Source organism: Paenibacillus naphthalenovorans, assembly GCF_001465255.1.
Classification (GTDB): domain Bacteria; phylum Bacillota; class Bacilli; order Paenibacillales; family NBRC-103111; genus Paenibacillus_G; species Paenibacillus_G naphthalenovorans.
In genome coordinates, this window is record NZ_CP013652.1 from 318,821 (window position 1) to 344,561 (window position 25,741).

The 25,741-nt window shown below is 42.7% G+C and carries 22 protein-coding genes; 21 read left to right on the forward strand and 1 reads right to left on the reverse strand.

Annotated features, from left to right (window positions below):
* Positions 1–196 precede the first annotated feature (196 nt).
* From IJ22_RS01560 to glnA, 6 genes are all read left to right on the forward strand, one after another.
* Positions 197–889, forward strand: coding sequence for a response regulator transcription factor (locus IJ22_RS01560; protein ID WP_062406752.1), 693 nt, complete (start codon positions 197–199; stop codon positions 887–889).
* A 1-nt stretch (position 890) separates the two neighbouring features.
* Entirely contained in the window at positions 891–2,411 is a 1,521-nt protein-coding gene (locus tag IJ22_RS01565) for an ATP-binding protein (protein ID WP_062406754.1), read from the forward strand.
* Between the two features lie 47 nt (positions 2,412–2,458).
* Positions 2,459–3,406: a 4-hydroxy-3-methylbut-2-enyl diphosphate reductase gene (locus tag IJ22_RS01570; protein WP_062410817.1), complete on the forward strand. Its 948-nt coding sequence runs from the start codon at positions 2,459–2,461 to the stop codon at positions 3,404–3,406.
* 23 nt (positions 3,407–3,429) lie between these two features.
* Entirely contained in the window at positions 3,430–3,960 is a 531-nt protein-coding gene (locus IJ22_RS01575; RefSeq protein WP_062406756.1) for a DUF2062 domain-containing protein, read from the forward strand.
* Positions 3,961–4,109: 149 nt separating this feature from the next.
* The gene (aroF, locus tag IJ22_RS01580; RefSeq protein ID WP_062406757.1) at positions 4,110–5,156 is read left to right on the forward strand and encodes a 3-deoxy-7-phosphoheptulonate synthase; all 1,047 of its coding nucleotides are present in this window, start codon (positions 4,110–4,112) and stop codon (positions 5,154–5,156) included.
* A gap of 251 nt (positions 5,157–5,407) precedes the next feature.
* A complete protein-coding gene (gene glnA / locus IJ22_RS01585; protein WP_062406759.1) occupies positions 5,408–6,832 on the forward strand; it encodes a type I glutamate--ammonia ligase in 1,425 nt (474 codons plus the stop codon).
* A 167-nt stretch (positions 6,833–6,999) separates the two neighbouring features.
* On the opposite strand, the gene IJ22_RS01590 is transcribed toward glnA, so the two are convergent.
* Entirely contained in the window at positions 7,000–7,374 is a 375-nt protein-coding gene (locus IJ22_RS01590) for a helix-turn-helix domain-containing protein (protein WP_062406761.1), read from the reverse strand.
* Positions 7,375–8,545: 1,171 nt separating this feature from the next.
* Between IJ22_RS01590 and IJ22_RS01600 the strand changes: the two genes are divergently transcribed.
* The 15 genes from IJ22_RS01600 (at position 8,546) to IJ22_RS01670 (ending at position 25,716) form a co-directional block, all read left to right on the forward strand.
* Positions 8,546–9,304, forward strand: a complete 759-nt coding sequence (locus tag IJ22_RS01600) for a YveK family protein (RefSeq protein ID WP_054817084.1) — start codon at positions 8,546–8,548, stop codon at positions 9,302–9,304.
* Positions 9,288–9,983, forward strand: coding sequence for a CpsD/CapB family tyrosine-protein kinase (locus tag IJ22_RS01605; RefSeq protein ID WP_054817085.1), 696 nt, complete (start codon positions 9,288–9,290; stop codon positions 9,981–9,983). Before IJ22_RS01600 ends, IJ22_RS01605 begins: the two co-directional genes overlap by 17 nt.
* 264 nt (positions 9,984–10,247) lie before the next feature.
* Positions 10,248–11,153, forward strand: coding sequence for a UTP--glucose-1-phosphate uridylyltransferase GalU (galU, locus tag IJ22_RS01610; protein WP_062406767.1), 906 nt, complete (start codon positions 10,248–10,250; stop codon positions 11,151–11,153).
* Entirely contained in the window at positions 11,150–11,839 is a 690-nt protein-coding gene (locus IJ22_RS01615) for a sugar transferase (RefSeq protein ID WP_062406769.1), read from the forward strand. The genes galU and IJ22_RS01615 overlap by 4 nt, the downstream gene beginning before the upstream one ends.
* Before the next feature lie 26 nt (positions 11,840–11,865).
* The gene (locus tag IJ22_RS01620) at positions 11,866–13,134 is read left to right on the forward strand and encodes a glycosyltransferase (protein WP_062406771.1); all 1,269 of its coding nucleotides are present in this window, start codon (positions 11,866–11,868) and stop codon (positions 13,132–13,134) included.
* A 22-nt stretch (positions 13,135–13,156) separates the two neighbouring features.
* On the forward strand, positions 13,157–14,386 hold the full coding sequence (locus IJ22_RS01625; RefSeq protein ID WP_062406773.1) for a hypothetical protein: 1,230 nt from the start codon (positions 13,157–13,159) through the stop codon (positions 14,384–14,386).
* Positions 14,387–14,401: 15 nt separating this feature from the next.
* Positions 14,402–16,729, forward strand: coding sequence for a glycosyltransferase (locus IJ22_RS01630; RefSeq protein WP_062406775.1), 2,328 nt, complete (start codon positions 14,402–14,404; stop codon positions 16,727–16,729).
* Positions 16,730–16,815: 86 nt separating this feature from the next.
* Positions 16,816–17,946: a glycosyltransferase family 4 protein gene (locus tag IJ22_RS01635; RefSeq protein WP_062406777.1), complete on the forward strand. Its 1,131-nt coding sequence runs from the start codon at positions 16,816–16,818 to the stop codon at positions 17,944–17,946.
* A gap of 60 nt (positions 17,947–18,006) precedes the next feature.
* Positions 18,007–18,906: a glycosyltransferase family 2 protein gene (locus tag IJ22_RS01640; RefSeq protein ID WP_062406779.1), complete on the forward strand. Its 900-nt coding sequence runs from the start codon at positions 18,007–18,009 to the stop codon at positions 18,904–18,906.
* A gap of 68 nt (positions 18,907–18,974) precedes the next feature.
* Positions 18,975–20,312 (forward strand): UDP-glucose dehydrogenase family protein, encoded by a 1,338-nt coding sequence (locus IJ22_RS01645; RefSeq protein ID WP_054817093.1) that lies wholly within the window; start codon positions 18,975–18,977, stop codon positions 20,310–20,312.
* Between the two features lie 73 nt (positions 20,313–20,385).
* Positions 20,386–21,690, forward strand: a complete 1,305-nt coding sequence (locus IJ22_RS01650) for an oligosaccharide flippase family protein (RefSeq protein ID WP_160327334.1) — start codon at positions 20,386–20,388, stop codon at positions 21,688–21,690.
* Positions 21,687–22,661, forward strand: coding sequence for a polysaccharide pyruvyl transferase family protein (locus IJ22_RS01655; protein WP_062406783.1), 975 nt, complete (start codon positions 21,687–21,689; stop codon positions 22,659–22,661). The genes IJ22_RS01650 and IJ22_RS01655 overlap by 4 nt, the downstream gene beginning before the upstream one ends.
* A gap of 103 nt (positions 22,662–22,764) precedes the next feature.
* A complete protein-coding gene (locus tag IJ22_RS01660) occupies positions 22,765–24,141 on the forward strand; it encodes a sugar phosphate nucleotidyltransferase (RefSeq protein ID WP_062406784.1) in 1,377 nt (458 codons plus the stop codon).
* 64 nt (positions 24,142–24,205) lie between these two features.
* Entirely contained in the window at positions 24,206–24,724 is a 519-nt protein-coding gene (locus tag IJ22_RS01665) for a VanZ family protein (RefSeq protein ID WP_074727348.1), read from the forward strand.
* Entirely contained in the window at positions 24,721–25,716 is a 996-nt protein-coding gene (locus IJ22_RS01670; RefSeq protein ID WP_145862485.1) for a hypothetical protein, read from the forward strand. Before IJ22_RS01665 ends, IJ22_RS01670 begins: the two co-directional genes overlap by 4 nt.
* Positions 25,717–25,741 lie beyond the last annotated feature (25 nt).

Here is a 25,741-nt window from a genome sequence, read left to right on the forward strand (position 1 = left end):
ATTTCGGATGCTCTGCTTTTTTTTGCCCCGGTGGAGTTTCTCGAGATCCGTCAATTTGTTAAGATGTAAGAAAGCGACCGATGAAGAACTTTCCTACCTTCGAGGGCGAGTTCTGCTGCGCACACGTGAAGGTTGGACATCTTGAAGCGACGAGTCATTGTTTTGCAATAAATGTTGAGGATGGTGCGAAGGGGATATGAGAGAGAAAATATTAGTCATTGACGACGATGAAAAAATCACATCGATGCTGCGCAGAAGCCTTGCGTTTGAGGGGTACACGGTGCTGACGGCGAATCATGGCATGGACGGTCTGAAGCAAATATTGGAGAACGATCCGGACACGGTCATTCTGGACGTCATGATGCCGCAATTGGACGGCTGGGAGGTTGTGCGCCGCATACGGGAGGGCGGCTCGGATGTGCCGGTGCTGATGCTCACCGCAAAGGACGAGGTTGCAGACCGGGTTAAAGGGCTTGATCTGGGGGCGGACGATTATCTGGTCAAACCGTTTGCGCTGGAAGAGCTGCTGGCAAGGGTACGTGTGCTGCTGCGGCGTAAAGCGGCGGCCAAAACCGAGCCGGAAACCAACAAAATTCATTATCAGGACGTGTTTATGGATTTGGATACCCGTGAAGTATTCCGGGGAGGGCAGAGGATTGAGCTGACGACCAAAGAGTTTGAACTGCTGCATTTGTTTTTGCAAAATCCGAGAAGAGTGCTTTCACGCGACGTGATCATGGAAAAAATCTGGGGATACGATTACAGCGGGGAATCGAATGTGCTTGAGGTGTATATCGCCCTTCTGCGGCAAAAAACGGAGGAGCATGGGCACAAGCGGATCATCCAGACCGTTCGCGGCGCGGGTTACGTGCTGAGAGGAGAGGACTGACATGTCCGTTCGTATGCGCCTGACGCTGTGGTATACGGGCATATTATCCGCAACGCTGCTGCTGCTCGGGATGGGGTTGTATTTATTTTTGCATTATATCTATTACGACAGCCTTCAATCCCAGCTGCAGCAGCAGGCCGAAAGCGTCAGAACGCGGATTGTACCGCAGTTTTCCTTGTCGGAAAAGGGATTGACTTTGGAATTCCGCTACTCCGGGTCAGGACGCGATTTGCTCCGCTACAATAACATGTATTTTCAGGTTGTTAACCTGCAGAACGGAAGCAAATATTATTCTCCGAATGTAGAGGAGGCCGGTCTTCATTTTCCAGATATACCGGCAAAGCAAATTTCCTGTGTTCTGGATGGAGACTGCCGGTTCGAGAAAATAAAAATTGACGGATTGGACTTTCTGGTCTACTACACGCCGATCATATCCCAGCGGGGAGAGGCCATCGGGATGATGCAGGCAGGGACCTACATTGAGCCTTATGAACAGCTGCTGGCCACGCTTCGTCTGATTCTTACGGTTACGGCTTTGCTCAGTATAGTGCTTGCCTCTTCGGTCGGCTGGTTCCTTGCGCGCAAAGCGCTGCGGCCGATCGAGCGGGTTATTGAAGCCACCAATCAGATCCAAAAAGGAGCCGACCTCCAGAAAAGGATTGAGTATCACGGACCCAACGATGAGATCGGCGTGCTCACCCAAACGATCAACGGCATGCTCTCCAGACTGCAAAGCGCATATGAAGAGCTGGAGGAGGCTTACAGAGCGCAGCGGCGGTTCGTATCGGACGCTTCCCATGAGCTGCGGACACCGCTGACGACGATCCGCGGCAATGTAGAGCTGCTGGAGAAAATGTGGAAGCAAACGGCTCTGCAAATAGGGGAGCAGGATGGTCAGCGGCTGGAGCTTTCCATCGAAGCCATGAAGGATATATCGGGTGAGGCGGAGCGGATGTCGCGGCTCGTAGGTGACCTGTTGTCGCTTGCCCGTGCGGACGCCGGGTTTCAAATAAGCAAAACGCATGTCGAGATGAAGACGCTGTTGGATGAGGTTGCACGTAAAGCGCAAATGCTGCCGCGTACCGCTGATTTTATCGTCGGGGATCTGTCTGCCGGGGAAGGCGTATACGTTTACGGCAGTCCGGATTATTTGCAGCAGTTGATGTTTATTTTTGTGGAAAATGCTTTCAAATATACGGAGCAAGGCAGTGTCAGGTTGGATGCGCAGCGTCATAAAGACCAGATTGGAATCCGCATAGCAGATACGGGAATCGGGATGGACAAGGAAGAAGTACCGCATATTTTCGAGCGGTTTTACCGGGCTGACCCGTCGCGCGGCAAAAAATCGGGGACGGGCCTGGGGCTGTCTATCGCCAAATGGATTATCGACGAGCACGGCGGTTCGGTGGAAGTGAAGACCCGTAAGGACGAAGGAACGACCTTTGTCATTTGGCTCCCGATCGTCGCCGAGGGAACGTCTCCATCATCGGATCATTCCCTCCCGTCCGGGAATGAAGTATAATGGACATAAGCAAGTATCGAAAATTCGACAAACAGGCAGGTGCTATGATGGACGTTATCAAAATTTCCCCCCGAGGCTATTGCTACGGAGTCGTCGATGCCATGGCGCTCGCCATGCAGACGGCTAAAAATTTGGATTTGCCGCGGCCTGTATATATATTAGGCATGATTGTACACAATGCGCACGTAACGGAATTTTTCGAAAAAGAAGGGGTCATCACGCTCGACGGGCCGAACCGTCTTGAGATTCTTGAAACAATAGACAAGGGGACGGTCATTTTTACCGCCCACGGAGTTTCTCCGGAGGTTCGCCGCAGGGCGAGAGAGAAAGGCCTGACGGTGGTGGATGCCTCTTGTCCTGATGTGACGAAGACGCATAATCTCATTCGGGAAAAGAGCGCTGAAGGCTATCAGATCATCTATATCGGCAAAAAAGGCCATCCCGAGCCGGAAGGCGCCATCGGTGTAGCGCCGGACCGTGTGCATTTGATCGAAAAGCCTGAAGAAATTGAAAAGCTTCAGATCCATTCGGACAAAATCATCATCACCAACCAAACGACGATGAGTCAATGGGATATCAGGCATATTATGAACCGGCTGCTGGAGAAGTTTCCTCATGCCGAGATTCATAACGAAATTTGCCTGGCGACCCAGGTACGGCAGGAGGCCGTAGCTGAGCAGGCCAAGGATGCCGATCTGGTTATTGTGGTCGGCGACCCGCGCAGCAATAACTCGAACAGGCTGGCTCAGGTATCGGAGGAGATCGCCGGAGTCAAAGCATACCGCATCGCCGATGTGAGCGAATTGAAGCGCGAATGGCTTGAGCCGGTCCGCCGTGTGGCTGTGACTTCCGGTGCTTCCACTCCGACGCCGATTACCAAAGAGGTCATTACTTATCTCGAGCAGTATAATCCAAAAGATCCGCAGACATGGGAAATTCGGCGGACGGTCAATATGGCCAGATTGATTCCGGCGCCCAAGCAAAAGACGGTCTAAGTCATGGTAAAGGACGGCGGCAGATGAATAAAACGGCGAGAAAGAAAAAAACATTCAATGTCTACGGCATCGGTCGCTGGTTTAAATATCAATATTTGCTGCTGACAAGGGCCAAAGGGGGTCCTGTCATGGTGGCACTCGGCTTTTCCATCGGCTTGGCGGTTGAGATGTTCACGCTCCCGACGGCAGGGCTTGCCTTTTTCCTGATCTTCCCTTTGGTGTATTCACTGCGGGCGAGCATGGGGGCAGCTTTGATCGGCTTTGTGTTCGGCAAGGTTATCTATCTCCCCATGTCTTTTATTAACAAACAGGTTGGAGCATTAGTGCTGCCTCACGGCGTCACGATGCATTTGCAGTCGATCCTGCCGGAATGGCTCAATACGTTTCTCCGATTAAATATGAAGCTGTTGGTCGGGGGAATCATTAACGGCGCCGTGCTGGGGCTGCTTGTTTTCTATCCGGTCAAATGGATGCTCGAATGGGTTGACGGAAAACGGAAGGAAAAGCGCAGAAGGCGCAAAGAGCAGCTGTTGTCTTCCGAAGCCGAAGGATAAATTCGAATGGGTTCCGGCATGATAAGAAAAGTATTGACGGAGTGCCGCTCTCCGTTGTATATTTACTTTAACAGTTAAAAGCTTAAAAGCGTATAAGCGTCGAAGCGTTTAAGTATAAAATACATATTTATGGGGAGCGTGCATTGGTCATGATCGTGATTATTTCAAATAAAACGCCGGAAGAACGTATTCACGAAATTGTTCGGCATATTGAGAAGCATGATGTGAAGACGCATGTGTCCAAAGGGGTCGACCGCACGGTCATCGGGATCATCGGTAAAGCCAGTCCTGTACTGGCTGAGCAGCTGCGCCAGCTTTCGGGAGTCGAACAGGTTGTAAAAATATCAAAGTCATACAAGCTGGCAAGCCGTGATTTTCACCCGGACAACACCGTGATTAAAATCAAGGATGTTGAGATCGGAGGAGATCAGCTGGTTGTCATGGGCGGTCCATGCGCCGTGGAATCTCCGGAGCAGATCGATGAGATTGCACGCTTGGTGAAGGCGTCCGGAGCGCAGGTGCTGCGCGGCGGAGCGTTCAAACCGAGAACCGGGCCGTACAGCTTCCAGGGCATAGGCGTCGAAGGGTTGGTTATGATGGCAGAAGCGGGGAAAAAGCACGGCCTGCTGACGATCACCGAAGTGATGACGCCGGAGTATGTGGACGTATGTGCGGAATACGCCGATATCCTGCAGGTTGGCACGCGAAATATGCAAAATTTCGATTTGCTGCGCAAGCTGGGCACGATTCAAACGCCGGTTCTGCTCAAACGGGGTTTCAGCGCCACCTATGACGAATTTTTAAACGCGGCGGAGTATATCCTGGCAGGAGGAAACCCGAACGTTATGCTGTGCGAACGGGGAATCCGGACGTTCGAGCCCTACACGCGCAATACACTGGATTTAGCGGCGATTCCTGCCCTTCAGTCGCTTAGTCATCTGCCGGTGATATCGGACCCGAGTCATGGAACCGGACGCCGCGAGCTGGTAGAGCCGATGAGCAAGGCTTCTGTGGCGGCCGGTGCCGACGGCTTGATCGTAGAAATGCATACGGATCCGGATAACTCCATGACGGGAGACGGGGTTCAATCGTTGTTCCCGGATCAATTCGCAAGGCTGATGCTCGATTTGGAGAAGCTGGCCCCACTGTGCGGCAAACGTTTCGATACGAAAAAAGAGCTTGTTCCGCTCTCTTGAATATACGGCTTTAGAATGCAGAAAAGGCTTGGCTTTCCTGGAGCTCAGGAAAGTCAAGCCATTTTTATGGCCGAAATGTGAAAAAAATGTGTTGTGTGTAAGCATACCTAACACTTCCGCAAAAAATACCTGACATAAGTATTGACGATTCTTGTAGAATGGTTTTATAATTAGCACATGATCATCAAAAACTTGAACAATGCACGAACAAACGGCCAATAATGTTCGGAATTTAGGAGGTAAGCGAGACTATGTCAGTTCAAAACGTATTAAACACGATTAAAGAAAAAGGTATTGAGTGGGTCGATTTCCGTTTTGTCGATTTGAGCGGCAGAGCGCACCATATTTCTTTGCCGGCTACCGAGGTGGATGAAGCGACTTTTGAGAACGGCGTTGCTTTTGACGGTTCCTCCATCCCTGGCTTCAGAGGAATTGAAGAGTCCGACATGGTCATGATGCCGGATTCGGAATCTTCGTTCGTTGATCCTTTCACAGCTCACCCGACGCTGGTGATTATGTGTAATATCTTTACACCGGACGGCGAACGTTATGAGCGCGACCCTCGCAGCATCGCTCAAAAAGCGGAAGAGTATCTGCAAAAAGTCGGCGTAGGCACTGCAGCATACTTTGCGCCTGAGTCCGAGTTTTTCATTTTTGACGAAGTTCGTTACGAGAGCGGCCAAAATTCCTCTTCTTATTTTGTAGATTCCGAAGAAGCGCATTGGAACTCCAACCGTAAAGATGAAGGCGGCAACCTGGGCTTTAAAGTGAAGCACAAAGGCGGTTATGTTCCAGTAGCACCAACGGACACCCAGCAGGATCTCCGCAGCGAAATGTGCCGTTTGCTTCAAGAAGCAGGCCTGCGCATCGAGCGCCATCACCACGAAGTGGCTACGGCGGGCCAAGGCGAGATCAACTTCCGTTTTGACACATTGACCAAAACAGCTGACAACCTTTTGAAATATAAATACATCGTTCAAAATACAGCAAGACAATACGGCAAAGTGGCAACCTTCATGCCGAAGCCTCTGTTTGGCGATAACGGCAGCGGCATGCACGTTCACCAATCGATCTTTAACGGCGATACTCCTTTGTTCTATGAAAAAGGCGGCTACGCCAACCTGAGCGAAACGGCTCTTCATTACATCGGCGGTATCCTGTATCATGCTCCGGCTCTGATCGCTATAACGAACCCGAGCACGAACTCCTTCAAGCGTCTGGTTCCCGGCTATGAAGCGCCTGTAAACCTGGTATTTTCCAAAGGCAACCGTTCTGCGGCTATTCGTATTCCTGTAGCTGCCGTAACACCAAAAGGCTGCCGTATCGAATTCCGTACTCCGGATTCCACAGCTAACCCGTACTTGGCGTTCGCTGCTATGCTGCTTGCCGGTCTTGACGGTATCGCTAAGAAAATCGACCCTCGTGCACTTGGCTACGGTCCGCTCGACAAGAACATCTACGATCTGTCCGCTGAAGAAAAAGCGGAAATCCGCAGCGTTCCGGGTACGCTTGACGAAGCGCTCAATGCATTGGAAGCAGATTACGAGTTTCTGACTGAAGGCGGCGTATTCACGAAAGAATTTATCGACAACTACATTGCTCTGAAGCGCGAAGAAGCGAAAGCCGTATCCATTCGCATTCATCCGCACGAGTACTCCCTGTATTTCGATCTGTAAGATCCGGTCTTATTCCTTCATATCAGGACTACCCTTAAGCCATTTTGACTTAGGGGCAGTCCTTTTTATTTTTTCAGCGGATAAAATAAAAGCTCTTGTACAGAAGAAATCATTTTTTCTGTACAAGAGCATATTTTGACGTAATGTATCGTATGGATTGATGTCGATTAGTTATTATTGATGGAACGTTCAGCACGGACAAAAGCGATAAATCTTTTGGCCTCTTCCGGGGTGAGTTTTTTACCGTCAATGGTCAGTGAGAATTTTTCTAAAATGTTGTCGTCGGATAATTCCAGGCTGTCCACGAATTTTCTGACTTCATCGTCAAGCACTATATGAGGATCATCGGTTCTTCCAAGCAAATAATCAATAGATACGTTGAAGAAGCCGGCAATTTTCGTGATCGTGTCATAGTCCGGCGCTCTTCTGTTGTTTTCATAGTGGGATAGAGAAGCGCGAGTGATACCAAGTTTTGCAGATAATTCCTCTTGCGTCATTGCGTGTTTTTCTCTGAGTGAAGCAATGCGCTCCCCATACTTCATGTAACCTAACCCCCGTTTAAAACTGTATTGATCTATCAATAATAAAAAAACGCTACATTATATTATACCACGAATTCACAAGAAAAAATGATGAAAATCACTTGACAATAATAAAGATATGGAATTTAGTTCTGAACACATTATTATTACATTATGTGTCAAAAGTAATTATCTTAATCCATTCTACCTAAAATCATTTGCTAAGGGAAGATGTCTGATAAATTAATCTGTTGATGTCATGTTTCAGCCGTATAAGCAGAGTCCGGGACTTCCTTGGCCGGCCTAACAAGCAATTTTAATGAGCAGTCCGAAATATGAATGGAATATACATTAGATAACGGATCCGGCTGCCGGAGTTTAGCATACAAAACCGAAAGCATTCGTCGTCCAAAGCCGCATTTTAACTGGGCCGGAGAACATTTCCATCTGGATCGGACTGAAGCGATAAATCCAATGGACAATTCGATGGCCGTCTCATTTTTCATGTCACCGGTATTTTATCCTGATATCGGGAGGATCCATGAGAGACGGCAGGATGAAGTATGATCTTCTCTCAAGTATAGTTCCTTCTTTTTTAATAATCTATGTGACCACTTTCTCATATAAACGAATCTTTAGGAAAATCCTCCTGTTTTTGTGTGTATTGAGTTTCATTTCGACATGAATCGGCATTATAATCGTTTGACAAGATACATAATGTATCATAAAGTGATAATATACAAATTCAAGAAATACTAGAGAATTCCAGTTGAGAATTCCAAAAATCGGATGATCAAAGGGAGAGTTCAATGTGAGAAATCAAGAATCCAGCCACACCAAAATTCAATTGGATGTCAATAAAGTCTTGTCACAGCTTCATTTGGGCAACGGCAAGTATTCCCATGCTCTCTTCAATGTTCAGAATGCATCACGATCCTCATCTAACATGATGGCTCTCCGGAATTCAGGGTACCAGAAAAATGAAAATATGAATTGACATGATACATAAAGTATCGTAAATTTGATGTGTGCTGTACGTTATAAGATACGTTTAGTATCGTGTTGATGGTAATGTATGTTCTTATGTAAGAACAGTTTCAAAGAGGAGGGAAATAATGACGTAAACATTTAGATACAAAATGTAACATTACACACAGGTTAGTCAAAAATCTAATGGATGCGGAGAGTATACATGGAATTAGAACTCAAGGAATATTTTAATATCATCAAAAAACGGATCTGGATGTTAGTCGTTATTGTGCTTGTATCCTGCATTACAACCGGCATTGTCAGTTACTATTATTTGAAGCCCGTATATTCGGCCAGCACCAAGCTGATCGTCAATAAATCGAATGAAATCAGCGGGCTTGACACGTTAACGACCGATCTTGTCCGATCCAATATCATGCTTGTGAACACTTACAAGGAAATCATGAAGACACCGGCTATTTTGGATTATGTAGCAGCCGATTATCCGGAACTGGAAATGACCACGGAGCAGCTGATCAATAAGATCAAGGTAAGCTCCGTCAATGATACGCAGGTGATCACAGTCAGTGCAGAGGATTATTCGCATGCGAAAGCGGTGATGATCGTCAATGCGGTCTCGGAGGTGTTCAAGAGCCAAATCCCGCAAATCATGAAAGTCGATAATGTCATGATACTGAATGCGGCAAAGCAGGTTGAACATCCGGTGCCGGTAAAGCCTCAACCGGAACTTAACTTGGTCATCGCTTTCGTGGTTTCGTTAATGGCGGCTATTGGTCTCATCTTTTTGTTGGAATATCTGGACGATACGATCAAGACAGAAGCGGATGTTCAGAATTACTTGCAGCTGCCTGTACTGGTCACGATTAACAAATTTCATAAGGATGAATTCAAAAACAACAAGATAGATGAATCATTAAACCAGCAGCAAGTAGGTGAAAAATCATATGCCAACCTCAACTAGGAACTACAACATTATTACCGATGTGAATCCGAAATCGTATATTTCAGAAGCGTATCGGACACTCCGAACGAATATCCAGTTCTCAACGATCGATAACCATATTAGAAGTATTATCGTTACATCGCCGGAACCGTCCGAAGGCAAGTCAACCACCATTACGAATCTGGCTGTTGCATTCGCCCAGGAAGGCAAGAAAGTGGTCCTTGTTGATGCGGATCTCCGCAAACCGACACTGCATCACTTCTTTATGAAGTCAAATCGCATCGGGTTGTCAAATCTATTGGCAGGACAGTTCACGTTACAGCAAGCGATCTCTGACACCCATATCGATAATCTGTCGTTGATCTGCTCCGGGCCTGTCCCCCCCAATCCGGCGGAAATGTTAAATTCCAAACGGTTGGAGCAGCAGCTTGAAGAACTTAAAAAGATGTTCGATATCATTCTGTTCGATGCGCCGCCTACGCTTGCGGTAACGGATGCTCAGGTGCTGTCTACCAAATGCGATGGGGTGGTGTTCGTACTCAATAGCGGAAAAGTCAAGCGGGATACGGCACGTAAAGCAATAGACCGGTTAAACCATGTGAATGCGAAGATATTAGGCGTTGTTCTGAACAACAAGGATCGTAACAAGAACGAAAGTCCTTACTATTACTACTATGGTCCGAACGATAAAAAGTAACTAGGCTTAGAAGAATCTATAGGTAATGTCTACTGCACCTATATCACTGTAGGCACTCGGTCATGCTGTGGGCGGTGCGCCGCCTTAGACGTATATCGTCGAGGGTGTGATGTGAGGAGGGGTTAGATGCCCTGTATACATAAAACTGCAAGCTATGTTGTTTTCTTAATGTAAAACGACATAGCTTGCAATTTTATATTGGCAGCATGGGTTGTATTCTTAATTACTAGATAAAAATAGATTATTATTCGGGAGGTAAAAGAGATGAAAAAAGTAAGAAAAGCTATCATTCCTGCTGCCGGATTGGGTACCCGTTTCTTGCCGGCCACCAAGGCGATGCCAAAGGAAATGCTCCCCATCGTGGATAAGCCTACGATCCAGTACATTGTTGAAGAAGCAGTTCAATCAGGCATTGAAGATATTATCATTGTAACCGGCAAGGGAAAACGAGCGATTGAGGATCATTTTGATAACGCCTTTGAATTGGAACAAAATCTTTTGGAGAAGGGAAAGCTGGAGCTGCTGAAAGAAGTGCAGCATTCTTCGAAGATTGTAGACATTCATTATATTCGTCAAAAAGAGGCCAAGGGTTTAGGACATGCGGTATGGTGCGCAAGGAAATTTATCGGCGACGAACCGTTTGCTGTACTGCTGGGCGATGATATTGTCCATTCGGCCCCTCCTTGCCTGGAGCAGTTGATTGATCAATATAACCAAACCGGTAGCTCTGTGATTGGAGTACAGCCGGTATCCCAAGAGGAAACCAGCCGTTATGGCATTATTGATCCGTTGGAACGCGAAGGGCGATTGTATCAAGTGAAAAATTTTGTAGAGAAGCCGGCGAAGGGGAAGGCTCCATCGAACCTTGCGATCATGGGGAGATACATATTGACTCCGGAAATCTTTAATATTTTGGCGGAACAAAAGATTGGCGCAGGCGGAGAAATCCAGCTGACGGATGCGATTCAGAAGCTGAATACGATGCAGAAGGTATATGCCTATCATTTTGAAGGCATTCGCTACGATGTTGGCGAGAAATTGGGTTTTATTTTGACCACTTTAGATTTTGCATTAATGAATAAGGAATTAAGAATGCCATTGCTAAATGCCCTCGAGGAGATTCTAAATCGAAAAATACTTTTGTTGGGTAAAAAGGAGTCGGTTTTATGAGTTCTTCTGATTTAGAAGTGGCTGTAGAAAGAAGTCAACATAAGACGGCACAACTAAGTGATGCTATTACCAGGGATCTGGCATTATATCTTTTTGTCAAAAGAGTAATGGATGTCGTCTTATCATCGATTGGACTCATACTTCTTCTACCTCTTTTTATTCTGATAAGCATATGGATCAAATTGGATGATTGGAAAGGGCCTGTGTTTTTTAAGCAGGTTCGAATCGGCAAAAACGGCAAAAAATTTGTTATGTATAAATTTCGTTCTATGGTAAATAACGCGGAAGAGATGTTATCTGACCTATTAAGTCAAAACGAAGTTAGCGGTGCCATGTTTAAGATGAAGGATGATCCCAGAGTCACATGGGTTGGAAAATTCATAAGAAAGACAAGTATCGATGAACTGCCTCAATTATGGAATGTATTGAAAGGTGAAATGAGTCTTGTCGGACCCAGACCTCCCCTTCCGAGAGAAGTGGAGGAATATACGACCTATGATAAACAAAGATTGCTTGTTACACCTGGTTGTACCGGGTTATGGCAAGTGAGCGGAAGGAGCAATATCGGGTTTAAGGAAATGGTGGAGCTTGATTTGAAATACATTCGGGAGCGTTCGATTTTATTTGATATCAAGATCATTCTTAAAACGATTTTTGTTTTGTTTGGTTCAAAACATGCATTTTAGTGCATTAGCAGAAGGATGAAAATGATATGAATAAAATATTATTTATCACGAATAGACTCCCGTTTCCTAAAACAGACGGGAGGAAAAATATACTCTCTCAATATTGTGAGCAAATTAAGGAAATATACCCGGATTGCTCCATTGTCAACTTATCTTTTGTAGATGAAAAAAAACATCTAAATGAGAAGCCCGATTTTATTTCCAAGGTTATTGAATTAGATCCACCCCATTTCTTTGAGAAAATATACAATGTCGTGATTCATTCCTTTATAAGAAGGAAATGGCCTATTCAAGTAGCTGTTTATTACAGCAGATCTACACATCATAGAATCAAAAAGATTATTGAACATGAAAAGCCGGATTTTATATTTTACGATATGGTACGGCTTGCGGAGTATATTGTTCAATGTGAATCACAGACAATTATGAGCTACGATGATCTCTTATCACTTCGCTACAAAAGACAGCTGCAATGGATCAAGTATACGCCCTCGCTATTGGGTAGTTTTGCCTATAAACTGCCTAAGGTCATTAGGCCGCTGTTCAACATGAAATATTTTCAATCACTCCTGCTAAAATTTGAATCTTATTTGTTAGTTAAGTATGAAGTTGAAGTTGCCAAAGTATTTGATAAGCTCATTTTTACTTCTCCAAAAGAGGCAAGGGAGTTCCAGCTTCTAACCACACACCCCGTTTGTATGGGGATACCGATGGTGTTTGAAACGAAGAACAGAATGGATAAGCGAAGCATTGACAAGAATAAAATTGTCTTTGTCGGAAAAATGGATATTCCTCATAACATTTCCGCTGTTCTTTATTTTTACAACAAGATCTGGCCTAAAGTAAAAATGCATAGTCCCAATGCAAAATTTTATATCATAGGAAAATCTCCTGCTCCCGAAATTTCTGAATTGGCACGACAGAAAGACATTATTGTAACCGGAGAAATGGAAAACATCTTTGAAGCCATTCAAGATGCGGCTGTGTTTGTTGCTCCGTTATTATTTGGGACAGGAATTAAAACCAAGGTCATTGAAGCCATGTCGATAGGGATTCCGGTTGTAGCCACTACCATCGGAGCTGAAGGAATATTTTATGGAGAGAATAAGGGCTTATTTGTAACGGATGATAGTGAAGAGTTTGTTGAGTATATATTAAAACTGATGAATAATGTCGAATTGAATTATGAGGTTACAAACAATGGTTACAAGTTAATCGATGAATATTACTCAAAAACAAGAAGCATATCGAGATGGGATGAACTGTTGAATAATCAATGCATAACCCACAGTTAGGTTCAAGGAAAGGAAATGTACAATGTTACCGGAAGATCCGAAAAGATTAAGAAAAACTTATTTTCTTTACGGTTTCCTGCTGTTTTTTATTGTGTTTGGCCAGAGATTCGCTCTTCCGTTAGGAGACAAGCAATTACCAATGATTATTCCGGTCATTTATGGAGTAATAATCATACTTATCATTCAAAAGACACTTGTTTTAGATAAAGTAAAATTCATACTTTTTTATTTGTTTACCGTATTGATGTTATCCCTGTTGTTATTTCAAAATGAATATTCCCATTTTTCAGTTATTTACATTCTTATCTGCTACGCGCCTTTTGTACTGATCCAAAAAGAAATAACCGAAAAGCTCCACAGAGACCTATTAATCTTATTTCAAAAATTAATGTTTGCTGCCGCAATGATCGGGATCATCCAATTCGTACTGCAGGCAGTTCATATTTGGAAATTCCAAGATTATTTTAATTTGCTGCCGGCCCAGTTCGTTCAACAGCATTATCAAAACCCTTATCCAATTCAATGGGGCTCAAGTATTTACAAATCCAATGGTATCTTTTTTTTGGAACCATCATTTTATTCGCAATTTTTAGCAGTGGCTATCATCATCGAGCTGATCTATTTCAAACGAATCAAATCCATATTCATCTATTTGTTGGGATTACTCTCCTCATTTTCGGGGACAGGAATTCTGCTTTTATGCGTGAGTGTTCCTTTTATTATTTATCGCATGAAATTATGGAAATTATTTGTAATGGCTGGGGTTTTATTTATTTTTTCTTTCCTGTATATCAATAGTGAATACTCCTCGGCACTCATTAGTAGATACGGTGAATTTAATTCTTCGCAATCCAGTGCCTTTCAACGATTTATCGGGCCTTACAAAGCATTCGATGAAATTAAACGATCAGATGCTACGTTATTAATCAAGGGAATAGGTATAGGCAAAGTGGATGAGTATGACTTGGCATTTAAAGCCAATTTCTCCACCATTGCAAAGTTGCTTTATGAATATGGTTTAATTGTCGGCATCGTATTTTTGATATTTATTATCTATTCGATGACACGTGTAGAATCTAAGGCACTTTCTTTTTCATTCCTTTTTATGTATTTGATTCTTTCGGGCAGCTTGCTCCAGCCTCAAACCATATATTTAATTTATACCTTAACATTAGTTTGCAGCAGCCTGAAAATAGAGAAAGAATCTCCTGTATTCGTTTCGGATAAGTTATTACGACCAGATCCTTCTTAATGAGGTTAAAATTAAATGAAAAACATTTTATTTTTAACACATCTTTATCCGTATCCCCCCAATGACGGCGGGAAGATTGTCAGCTTTAATACACTAAAGCATTTGGCGGAATATGGTCATCATATCACGGTGTGCACCTTTTACTCAAAAGAAAAAGATGACTTAAGCACTTTCCCGCTGGAAATGCAAGTGTATGGAGTGCCGGTTGACTATGCCAATACATTAGGAGGTGGAATGAAAAACCTGATCTCGCCTTTGTCCTACAACATGGAGAAGTACGTGAATCGGCAGATGAGAGAATTGGTTTTTTCATTATTATCTGCGCTGAATATCGACATTGTTTACGTGGATCATCTGCATATGGCTTATTACGGGAGGCTTATTAAACAAACCTATCCCCATTTGATAGTGGTGTTGAGACAGCATAATGTGGAAAGCCTGATCATGAAAAGAGTGGCAGAGGAAGAACGAAACCCGATTAAGAAACTGTATTTTCAGATGCAGTATGCAAAGCTTAACGCTTACGAAAGCAGTATTTGTGCTGATTTTGACGAGTGCATTATGATTACGCAGGAAGATTTGAATTTAATGGAAAAAATGAATCATCGTGTTAGATTAAGTTTACTGCCTGCAGGGGTTGATATGAATAAATATGTTCCTCTGGATTACCGGCAAAATGAATGGCCGACGATAACCTTTCTAGGTTCATTGGCTTGGATGCCTAATATTCAAGGGGTTACGTGGTTTATGGAAAACGTGTTTCCATCATTGCTGCGTCAAGTACCCAATATCCAATTTTATATTGTCGGTAAGAATCCTCCGGAAAGCATCGTGAAATATGAATCGCAATATCCAAAGAATGTTCATGTTACCGGTTTTGTCGAAGATGAAAGACCCTACATTGCCGCTTCAGACGTTTTCGTCGTTCCATTAAAAATTGGCGGCGGGATGAGAATTAAAATATTAAATGCGTTGGCGATGAAAAAACCGGTCGTAACTACAAGTATCGGTGCAGAGGGGATACATTTAAAGGAAGGCAGCTTCGAAGTAGCAGACAGCTCTGCAGATATGGAGAAAACAATATTGAAGTTGTTGAACAATAAAGATCTGGCCGGGCAAATGGGGGAATTAGGATATCAGGAAGTGCAAGCCCATTATTCAAATCAGCTCATATTGGAAAAGCATGCCGCTAACCTGGATCATTTCGATTCTCCCGTTCATGATCATAAGATGAATGTGATGTATGTGACTCATTCCAAGAAGAAGGGTGGAGCCGAGCAAAGTCTGATTCATCTTATCAATCATATGGACACAAGCCTGTATAACATTTATTTGCTTTGTCCGCAGGATACCGAATATGTAGATGAAATTAAAACTCCTCATAAACGGCTGCATATGGAATTGGGGAGCATCAAAAAAAACATTGCAGCTTATATTCAACGAAATATGGCAATCATTCATTTGGTCAGGAAGCACAACATTCATATTGTCCATGCCAATGGTTGGAGAGCTCCATGGTATGTACTATTTGCCAAATACTTCACAAAAGCGAAAACCATTTGGCATCATAGAGATGCAATGGAATCCAAATTTTATACATGGCTGCTCCCCCATTTTTTCGATCAAGTCATTTGTATATCGGATTTCGTAAAAAGCACGATAAAAGTAAAGAGAAAGTGTGCTGTTGTATATAACGGAATTGAGCAAAAAAATGATGCAAGCTTAGAGAAGCAAAGAAAATTTAAAGAAGATGGTATATTAGTCATTGGAGTAATTGGGAGAATCGTTGAGTGGAAAAGATATGACTATATCATCAAGGCGCTCTCCATATTTACCCGAAAATTCAACATCACCAATTGGAAGCTTAACATTTATGGCGATACGGCCGTAGATGGGTCCGATGCTTATTTACAGCAGCTGAAAGATCTGGTAGCAGAATTAGGGCTTGAATACAACATTAATTTTAAAGGTCATACCCGTACACCGATTAAAGCTATGGGTGAATGTGATGTGACGATTAATTTCTCGGATAAAGAGCCATTCGGTCGAGTCATCATAGAGTCATTGCTTGCAAAAACCCCGGTAATCGTTGCGAATTCCGGAGGAGCACACGAAATTATTGCAAGGACTGAAGGAGGTTTTATTTGTCAGGACGGAGATATTGATCATTTGGCACATCAAATTAAAGAAATCTATGATTTAAGCGAGCATCAGTACGAAAGCCTATCTTCAACAGGATATGAAAATGTCAAAAAATTTTTTGATGCAAAAAATAAATCCAGAGATGTTTCACAAATCTATAATCGACTGACCAAGAAAGCTTTCCTGTCGCAGCATATGTAATAGGATATTCAAATCGATGACCAAATGATGATTGCAGACATGAGGTAACCGTCTTAACCATCATTCGTCAGTAAAAAGGAGGTATTATGAAAAAGCGGCTGTTTGTCAGTATTGATTTCCCGCCGGAAGCCGGCGGTATACAAAATTACGTTCATGGCATCATTTCGAATTTAAATCCTGCCGATTCGTTTGTACTGACACACACACACGAAAAGGCAAAAGAATTTGATCATGAACAAACATATAAAATATTTCGTACTTCAATGAAGGGCAATAAGTTTAAAAATGTCCTCGTACTGTTCAAATTAATCATATACTTGATTTATTTAAAGTACAAAATCAAATATGATGAAATCCACTTTGGGAATGTCTATCCCATTGGCCTTGTCGGGCCTATAGCCAAATGGGTATTGCATGTTGATTATTACTGCTATACTCACGGGTTGGACATTTTAAGTTTGAAAAACACCAAAAGAACATATCAATCCTTATTATTTATATTAAGACACTCGAAAAAAATCATTTGCAACAGCAAGTATACGAGTGAAAAAGTGAAGGAGATGGGTTTTTCTAATGAAAATATCGTCATCGTTCAACCAGGAATCCATGAAAAACCAGATGTAAAGCATAATTTAACAGAGATTAAAGACCGCTATGATTTGCATAACAAAAAAGTCATATTAACGGTTTCCAGGTTGGTTGAACGTAAAGGCCATGACGTTGTTCTAAAAGCTCTAAAGACGATATGCAGAGATAATCCTGATATTCGGTATGTCATATGCGGTGACGGCCCTTATAGGAAAACATTGGAAAAAATAGTGCATGACTATGGGTTGAACCAAAGCGTGATATTTACAGGAACCTTGGATAATGATGAGCTTGAAGGCTTATATTTATGCTCGAATATCTTTATCATGCCAAGCAGAGAAATTAAAGAAAATGGCGATGTAGAAGGATTCGGAATCGTATTCCTGGAAGCCAATTATTATGGCCTGCCGGTCATTGGAGGAAACAGCGGCGGAATTCCTGAAGCGGTATTGGATCAAACCACGGGTTTTCTTGTAGATCCGTTGAATGCGGAAGAGATCCGTGTGAAGTTAAAAGAACTGCTGACAAATGAAGCATTGGCAAAACAAATGGGAGAAAACGGAAAAAAATGGGTTGTTGAGAAATGTTTTTGGAAGCACAGAGTGAAAATCATCGAACAGTTAAACTAATGAAATGAATCCAACGGAATAAAGTTGGATTTAATCTAAATAAGATAAGAGGCTGTTAAAATGAAAGTAACTGTGGCCATATGTACCTTTAACCGGGCGGAATATTTGGAAAAAACAATAAACAGTGTGCTGGTACAGTCCTATCCTGATACAGAATACGAAATTCTCATTATCGATAATAATTCCACGGATCATACAGCCCAATTAGTGATGCCCATTGTAGAAAAAGAGCATCATGTCAGGTATGTCCTGGAAGTCAATAAAGGCTTGTCTTATGCCAGAAATCGAGCTATTGCAGAGGCAAAGGGCGAGTTTATTTTATTTTTGGATGATGATGCGACTGCATGTCAGGATTGGATACGACACATCTTGGATTGTTTTCAAGATGAGAAGGTTGCCTGCGTAGGTGGGAAAATCAATCCGGTTTGGGAAAAGTCCGTTCCAACCTGGCTGCCTGAAAGGTATTACTCTTTGTATACCATACTGGACTACTCGGATAAAGTCACTGAAATGGATCACAATTCCATACCTTTCGGAGCGAATGTTGCGTTTAGAAAAGACGTCCTCAAGAAATATGGCTGCTTTCGAACGGATTTGGGGCGAGTAGGGAATAATTTGCTTTCGGGAGAAGAATCGGAACTGATCCGTAAAATACGGAAGGATTACATCATTATGTATACTCCGTATGCTTTTGTCAATCATACGATCGCTTCTAATCGAATCAATAAAAAGTGGTTTCTCAGAAGATTATACTGGCAGGGCGTAAGCGATGTAATCAGGGTGGAAAAAAAGTTAAAAAGACTCAAGTTTTTCATTGGTTCCAACATTAGAATCGTTTTTTACCTTGTTTACATCCTTTTCAACTTATCAGAGAAGAAGAAAACAATCCATATTTTGGCAAAACTAATGTATAGATTAGGGGTTGTACGTTATACCCTGACTTCGGTAATGAAAAGATGAGATCAACCGGAGATAAATAGAAAATGATCAGTTCGGGAGAGTAACAAAAACGGATAGAGGGTGTTTATATGAATATAAGTGTGATAGGTGTAGGTTACGTTGGCCTTGTTTCCGGCGTTTGTTTTTCTGAACTTGGAAACAAGGTGATTTGTGTTGATAAAGACATAACGAAAATAGAGATGCTGAAGCGCGGCGAGGTACCCATTTATGAACCGGGTTTGAAAGAACTTATAGACAAAAACGTAAAAGCCGGACGTCTGTCTTTTACTAATGAATTGTCTGAATCGGTGCAAGCATCGGAGATTATTATCATTGCAGTCGGTACTCCATCATTGCCAAACGGTGAGGCGAATTTACAGTATATAGAGCAGGCAGCAAGAGAAATTGCGCTGGCGATCAACGAATATAAAGTCATCATGACCAAAAGTACGGTTCCTGTAGGAACCAATGAAAAGATCGCACAAATGATATATGAATTGACAGAACATCCGTTTGACGTCGTTTCTGTACCCGAATTCCTCAGAGAAGGATCCGCCATTAAGGACACCTTGTATCCGGATCGCATTATCATTGGAACGGATAGCAAGCCGGCGGAACAAAAAGCGGTGGAACTGCATTCAACTCTCACGGACCAGATTATCGTTACAGATATTCGAAGCGCGGAAATGATCAAATATGCCTCCAACGCCTTCCTCGCAACTAAAATTTCATTTATCAATGAGATAGCAAATATTTGCGAAAAAGTGAACGCCGATGTCACACTTGTTGCCAAAGGAATGGGGCTGGATAAACGTATAGGTCCATCCTTCTTAAATGCCGGGATCGGCTACGGCGGATCATGCTTTCCTAAAGATACGGAAGCATTAATTCAGATTGCCGGAAATGCCAATTATGAATTTAAGTTGTTGAAGTCCGTTGTCGAAGTAAACAAACATCAAAGATTCAATGTCATTAATAAACTTGAAGATCTATTGGGGAACCTTTCTTCCAAAACCATTGGGATTTGGGGATTAGCATTCAAACCCAATACCGATGATGTAAGAGATGCTCCGTCTATTGAAATTGTTGAAACACTAATCAAGAAAGGTTGTATAATCAAAGTTTATGACCCGATCGCAATAAATAACTTTAGAAAAGTTGTCAACCATGAGAACATTGTTTGGTGTGACAGTATAACAGATGCAGCCATCGATTGCCATGGCGTCTGCTTGTTGACCGAATGGAACGAGTTCAAAGAAGTTGACTTGAAAAACATAGAAAAATTGATGAAGCTGCCGGTATTTATTGACGGCAGAAACGTGTATGCCAAGGAACGCATCGAAGAGACCGGATTGAATTATTACTCGATCGGCAGACCTGACGTGAATCAGAGTCATATTGCAGATTTCATCGAAAGAGTAAAATGACGGATTATATTAAGTTCTTGTGGAGTGTGTGATGAGCTTACTATCAAGAAGAACCAAATTTTTTGGGAACGGCATGTTCGGCACCATCGTTCAAACGATGTTTTTCAATGTATTTATTTTGGCGGTTACAGTATTAACTACTGTAATCACAGCAAGAATGCTGGGGGTTGAAGGAAGAGGAGTGTTAGCGGCGGCGTTATTTTGGCCGGGTTTCTTATCCAGTTTAATTAATCTCGGACTGCCCAATTCACTAATCTACCATATGAAAAAGGGCGGCAAAGATAATATACAAACTTATCTGTTATACTCCGTATTTATTCAATTCCCGGCAAGTGTTGTTGTAGGCGGGATCGCCTGGTGGCAGATGCCGGCTTGGATGGCGAAATATCCGCCTGTCATTATTGAATTATCACAATCTTTAATTGTATTTCATATTTTTTTACTGTTGGTAACCAATCTTTTATTGGCGGTTTTTCAGAGTCTCGACAAGTTCAAAATATACAATCTGATTCGGTTTTCCGTTCCTACGTTTAATATTATAGGACTTGTTTTGTTGTGGCAGTTAGGTAAACTTACGGTTTACTCTGCGATTCTCAATAACTTCCTGGTTAGTTTCCTAGTGACTGTATGGGCGATCTACCTAATGATTCGCGAGATCAAAGATAAATGGAAATGGGAATGGAACAACTCGCTGCTTGTTCCTTTTACACGTTATGGTCTTAGGGTCTTTATCCTGGAACTGTTGGGAGTACTCTCAGGGCAGCTGGACAAAATCATTATTATTACTCTGCTTACCCCCCGCGAATTCGGCCTGTATTCTGTTGCTTTTACGTTATCCCGAGTATTTAACGTATTGCAAACCGCGGTCAGCAATGTCATATTTCCGAAAGTGACAGGACTGGATCAATCCGATATTGTTACCAAAGTGAGCAGGGGCTTCCGGATCTCAATGATCATCATGGGCATGATTATCATTCCTTTTATTTTATTGGGGCCCTTTCTGATTCAGCTGTTTCTCGGAAAAGATTTTATCAGTTCCAGCTTCATATTTTATCTATTATCCTGGGAGTGTGTGATCGGAGGAGGATCATGGATATTGGCACAGGCTTTTAATGCACTTGGCAGACCAGGATTAATTGTTGTAAGACAAGCCATTGCTTTAATCGTAACGGTAGGCTTGTTTTTTATTCTGGCTCCGATCTGGGGCTTGATTGGAATAAGTATCGCTTTGTTAACCGGAGCGATGATTCGGCTGGCCATAACGTTGGTTTCGTTCCCCATCGTTTTGAAAATTCCCCTTAAACAAGTAATATACAACAAAGATGATTATCAATACTTGAAAAGTGTACTTAATTTAAAGAGGAGGGGACTTGTATGAATGCCATACACCCTATGCAGGAGATCAAGGAAAAACTCAAACAAATTTTAAAGGTAGTCCCTCCAAAAACAGAAATTTGTTATATTGATTACCCCGTTTATAATAACGTTGGCGATCTGCTGATCATGAAAGGAACAGAGGCGTTTTTTAGGGATAACCAATATAAGGTGAAAGCAAGGTTCAGTTGTATTAATTTTAAAAAAGGGATGTATATTCCCAAGGAGTGGACAATCGTACTTCAAGGCGGAGGCAATCTTGGAGACATGTATTTACAGCATCAGTCATTAAGGGAATATATTATCGACAATTATCCGGAGCACCGTATTGTCATCCTGCCCCAAACGATTTATTTCAAAAGCGAAAATGAATTCAATAAAACAGCAGTCATATTCAATAGGCATAAGGATTTGCATGTTTTTGTAAGAGACGCAAACAACTATGAAATGGCAAAGAAAAAGTTTCATAAGTGTTTCGTGTATTTATGTCCTGATATGGCCCATCACTTGTGGCCAATGAAACCAACCGGCAAGGCGGAAAAGGAAGAGCTTCATTTTCTGAGAACCGATATTGAAATCAATCATTCGTATCAAAAGGATGTAAGTTCTACACATGACCAAAAGGATTGGTCAACATTATTGACGCCACTCGATAGAAAAATAACAAGAATGTTTATGAAGTTGCATAAAATGGATCGTGCTGTTGGCAATATACTTCCCGTACAACCGTTTTGGTATAAATACGCTGATTATCTGGTGAGTAAATCGGTCAAGTTTTTTAGTACGTACCATAAAGTGAGAACTTCCAGGCTTCATGGACATATATTAGCATGTCTTTTGGATAAGGAAAATATATTGTTAGATAATTCTTATGGTAAGAATTCGAACTATTATCTAACCTGGACCTATAAATATCCATCGGCGAAATTGGATGGAGAAATAAATATGCAGCAGCAGGAGTCCGTTGCTCCATGACTCATGACATAACGAAGACATTGTTCGACATAGAAAAGGAAGCAGCTTTTTTGTGCAAGCCCAGTTTTTATTTATATTGTTTAAAATCAGAGGAGTGGATTCTATGAAACTTGTATTATTATCCGGAGGTTCAGGCAAACGCCTTTGGCCATTATCCAACGATTCCAGATCGAAGCAATTCCTTAAAGTGCTGAAAAATTCAAACCAGGAATTGGAATCCATGGTGCAAAGGGTTTGGGGGCAGATATCCGCCGCCGGACTTTCGAACCAGTCGTACATCATAACCGGTCTGGGACAAGTAGAAATGATTTACAGCCAACTGGGCCACGAGGTGAATGTCGTATGTGAACCGAACCGCCGCGATACTTTTCCCGCAATCGCCTTAATGTCCACCTATCTTTATTCTATTGTTGGTGTAAGTTTGCAGGAGGTCATTACGGTTTTGCCTGTCGATCCTTACGTAGAAGATCACTTTTTCCACAAAGTAAAGGAGTTGGAATCGATCGTCCATGATTCAGGCGCGGATATAGCACTTATGGGCGTAAAGCCTACGTATCCTTCCGAAAAGTATGGGTATATCGTTCCGGATAAATCGCAAAATGAAGTCTTGACACCATACAGGACTGTTGATCATTTTAGAGAAAAACCTCACGAAGACCAAGCCAAACTTTTGATTGAACAAGGTGCGCTTTGGAATTGTGGGGTTTTTGCATTTAGATTAGATTATGTGATCAACATGCTGATACAGAGAGGGCTGCCGATTCAATATGAAGAGCTGGTGAAGCATTATGATGCTCTTCCGAAACTAAGCTTTGATTATGAAGTAGTGGAGAAGGCTAAACACATTGTTGTGGCGCCGTATGACGGTTTCTGGAAGGATCTTGGAACCTGGAATACATTAACGGAAGAGATTGAAACACAGCAAATAGGAAGCGGGATAATCAGTGCGGATTCAAAGAACACACATCTGATTAATGAGTTGGAAATACCGGTAACGATCATAGGTTGTTCCAATTTGGTTGTCGCTGTTAGTCCGGACGGCATATTGGTTTCAGATAAATCGGCTAGCGCCAAAATAAAAGAAATTATGAAGGATATTGAGCAAAGACCTATGTTCGAAGAAAGGCGTTGGGGTTGGTATAGAGTATTAGATTACACGAAAAAAGACGGTAAAGAAGTGTTAACCAAACGGATCGGAGTACATGCGGGGAAAAACTTGAGCTACCAGCTCCATCTGAAGCGAAGTGAAGCATGGACGATCATATCGGGTGAAGGCGAACTTGTGCTTAATGATAAATTGATTCATGTAGCCGCGGGAGATGTAATTCAAATCCCGGTACGGGCAAGACACAGTATAAGGGCCATTACGGATCTGGAAATCATTGAAGTACAGAGCGGCAACGAGCTGGTAGAAGAGGACATCGTCCGGTTATATATGAATTGGGCAGATATTGAAAGACAGTGTGTGAAAATGAGCTAATTTCCGCAGCTTATGAAGCCGTTCAGTCAGTGAATTCAATGAAAAGGATGCGTAACGTTTGAGAATGAAAAGACGCAGAAGGAGCGTGTCCTTCTGGAACCATTGGATTCCGCTCCTCTGTTGGATGACGGTAATTTTCCTGATGTCGGCCCAGCCCCATGAAAAGCAGGATCTGAAACCATGGCTTCAAAATAGTAAGGCAGAACAAGTCGTGAAAGAGCGTTTTTCAGGAGTACAGCTGAACTATGGCGGGAAAGAGATCAGTGTGCATAAGAATGGGGCTGCCGCGTTTATGGAGTTTTTCATTCGAAAGCTGGCTCATATCATGGAATATATGGTCTTAGGTTTTCTTGTATTCCGATTGTCGGCAAGAATAATACACAGGAAGGCGAAAGTACACATGGTTCTTTCCCTTCTTTTTTGCGGGATATACGCGGGTTTGGATGAGATGCATCAGATCTATACGGCCGGCAGGACGCCGATGATATCGGATGTTATCCTGGATACTTGCGGGGCTGCCTTTGGAATCATGACTTATTATTTATGCAAACAAATGATAGAAAGAAGTGGTGATACGGTTTGAGTGGAATTCTAAAACGACCGTCGCGTTGGTTTAAATGGAGTTTGCTGATCTTATTGGCAATCGCCCTTGGTTTCATGATTTACATTAGCTACATGTACTGGATGATTCGTTCAACAACGATTGAAGATATAGTGCAGCGTCAGCATGTGCAAGAGGACAACGGTAAATTGAAGGAACCGGAAAGCACATCTCCTATATTGGGGAATACGCTGGAAAAAGCCAATGAATTCGCCAATAAACCGATCAGCAAGCAGGATGCGATGGATGCAGCGGCGATTCTGTTAAATTCGGGCTTGTCCATGCGGGATATTTATTTCTTGCTTGGCCAGGCTACCGATAAGCTGAACAATGAGGAAAAACAACATATACGGGATTTACTGCTTCAAAAACTCAGTCAACAGGAAATAGATGCCTTGAAAGCTATCACCGGCAAATATGGTAAAAACCTCATTATTTTGGACCCCAACTATCCTATTGAATTAGTGGGCGTTTATGATGAGGAAGAGCGCAAGAAGATTAAAAAGGAGCTTGAAGCACGTAAGAAACAGCAGAGCAGTACGGAAGAGCCGCCGACCCAATCCACCTCTGCTCCCCCTGAGGCTGCTCCTTCCGCTCCTTCTGCAAACCAGCGGGATCCTAAATCAGGAATTACGGCAGAAATCGAGAACAAATATAGAGCAGAGCTGGAGAAGCTCAAGAATACATGCCAGGCTGAAGCTAACGGGATCGTAAATGAAATTTCGGCAGCTATGGATGATCAGGAGCAATTGGATAATGATGCACTTCAAACAATCAAGGACAAATATTTCAAAAAAATAGCTGATGCGGAGAAACGGTGCAGCGGGCAAGTCGATCGTATTATTCAGAACGCAAAACAAGAACTGCGCGATGCCGGTTTAAACGATACCGGACCGAACGCGTGGAAGCAGGAGTATGAATCGCTCAAAAGCCAAGCACAATCCAAGGCGCTAAGTCGATTGCAAAACAGTTGACTAAAATCAATGGATACTAATTTAT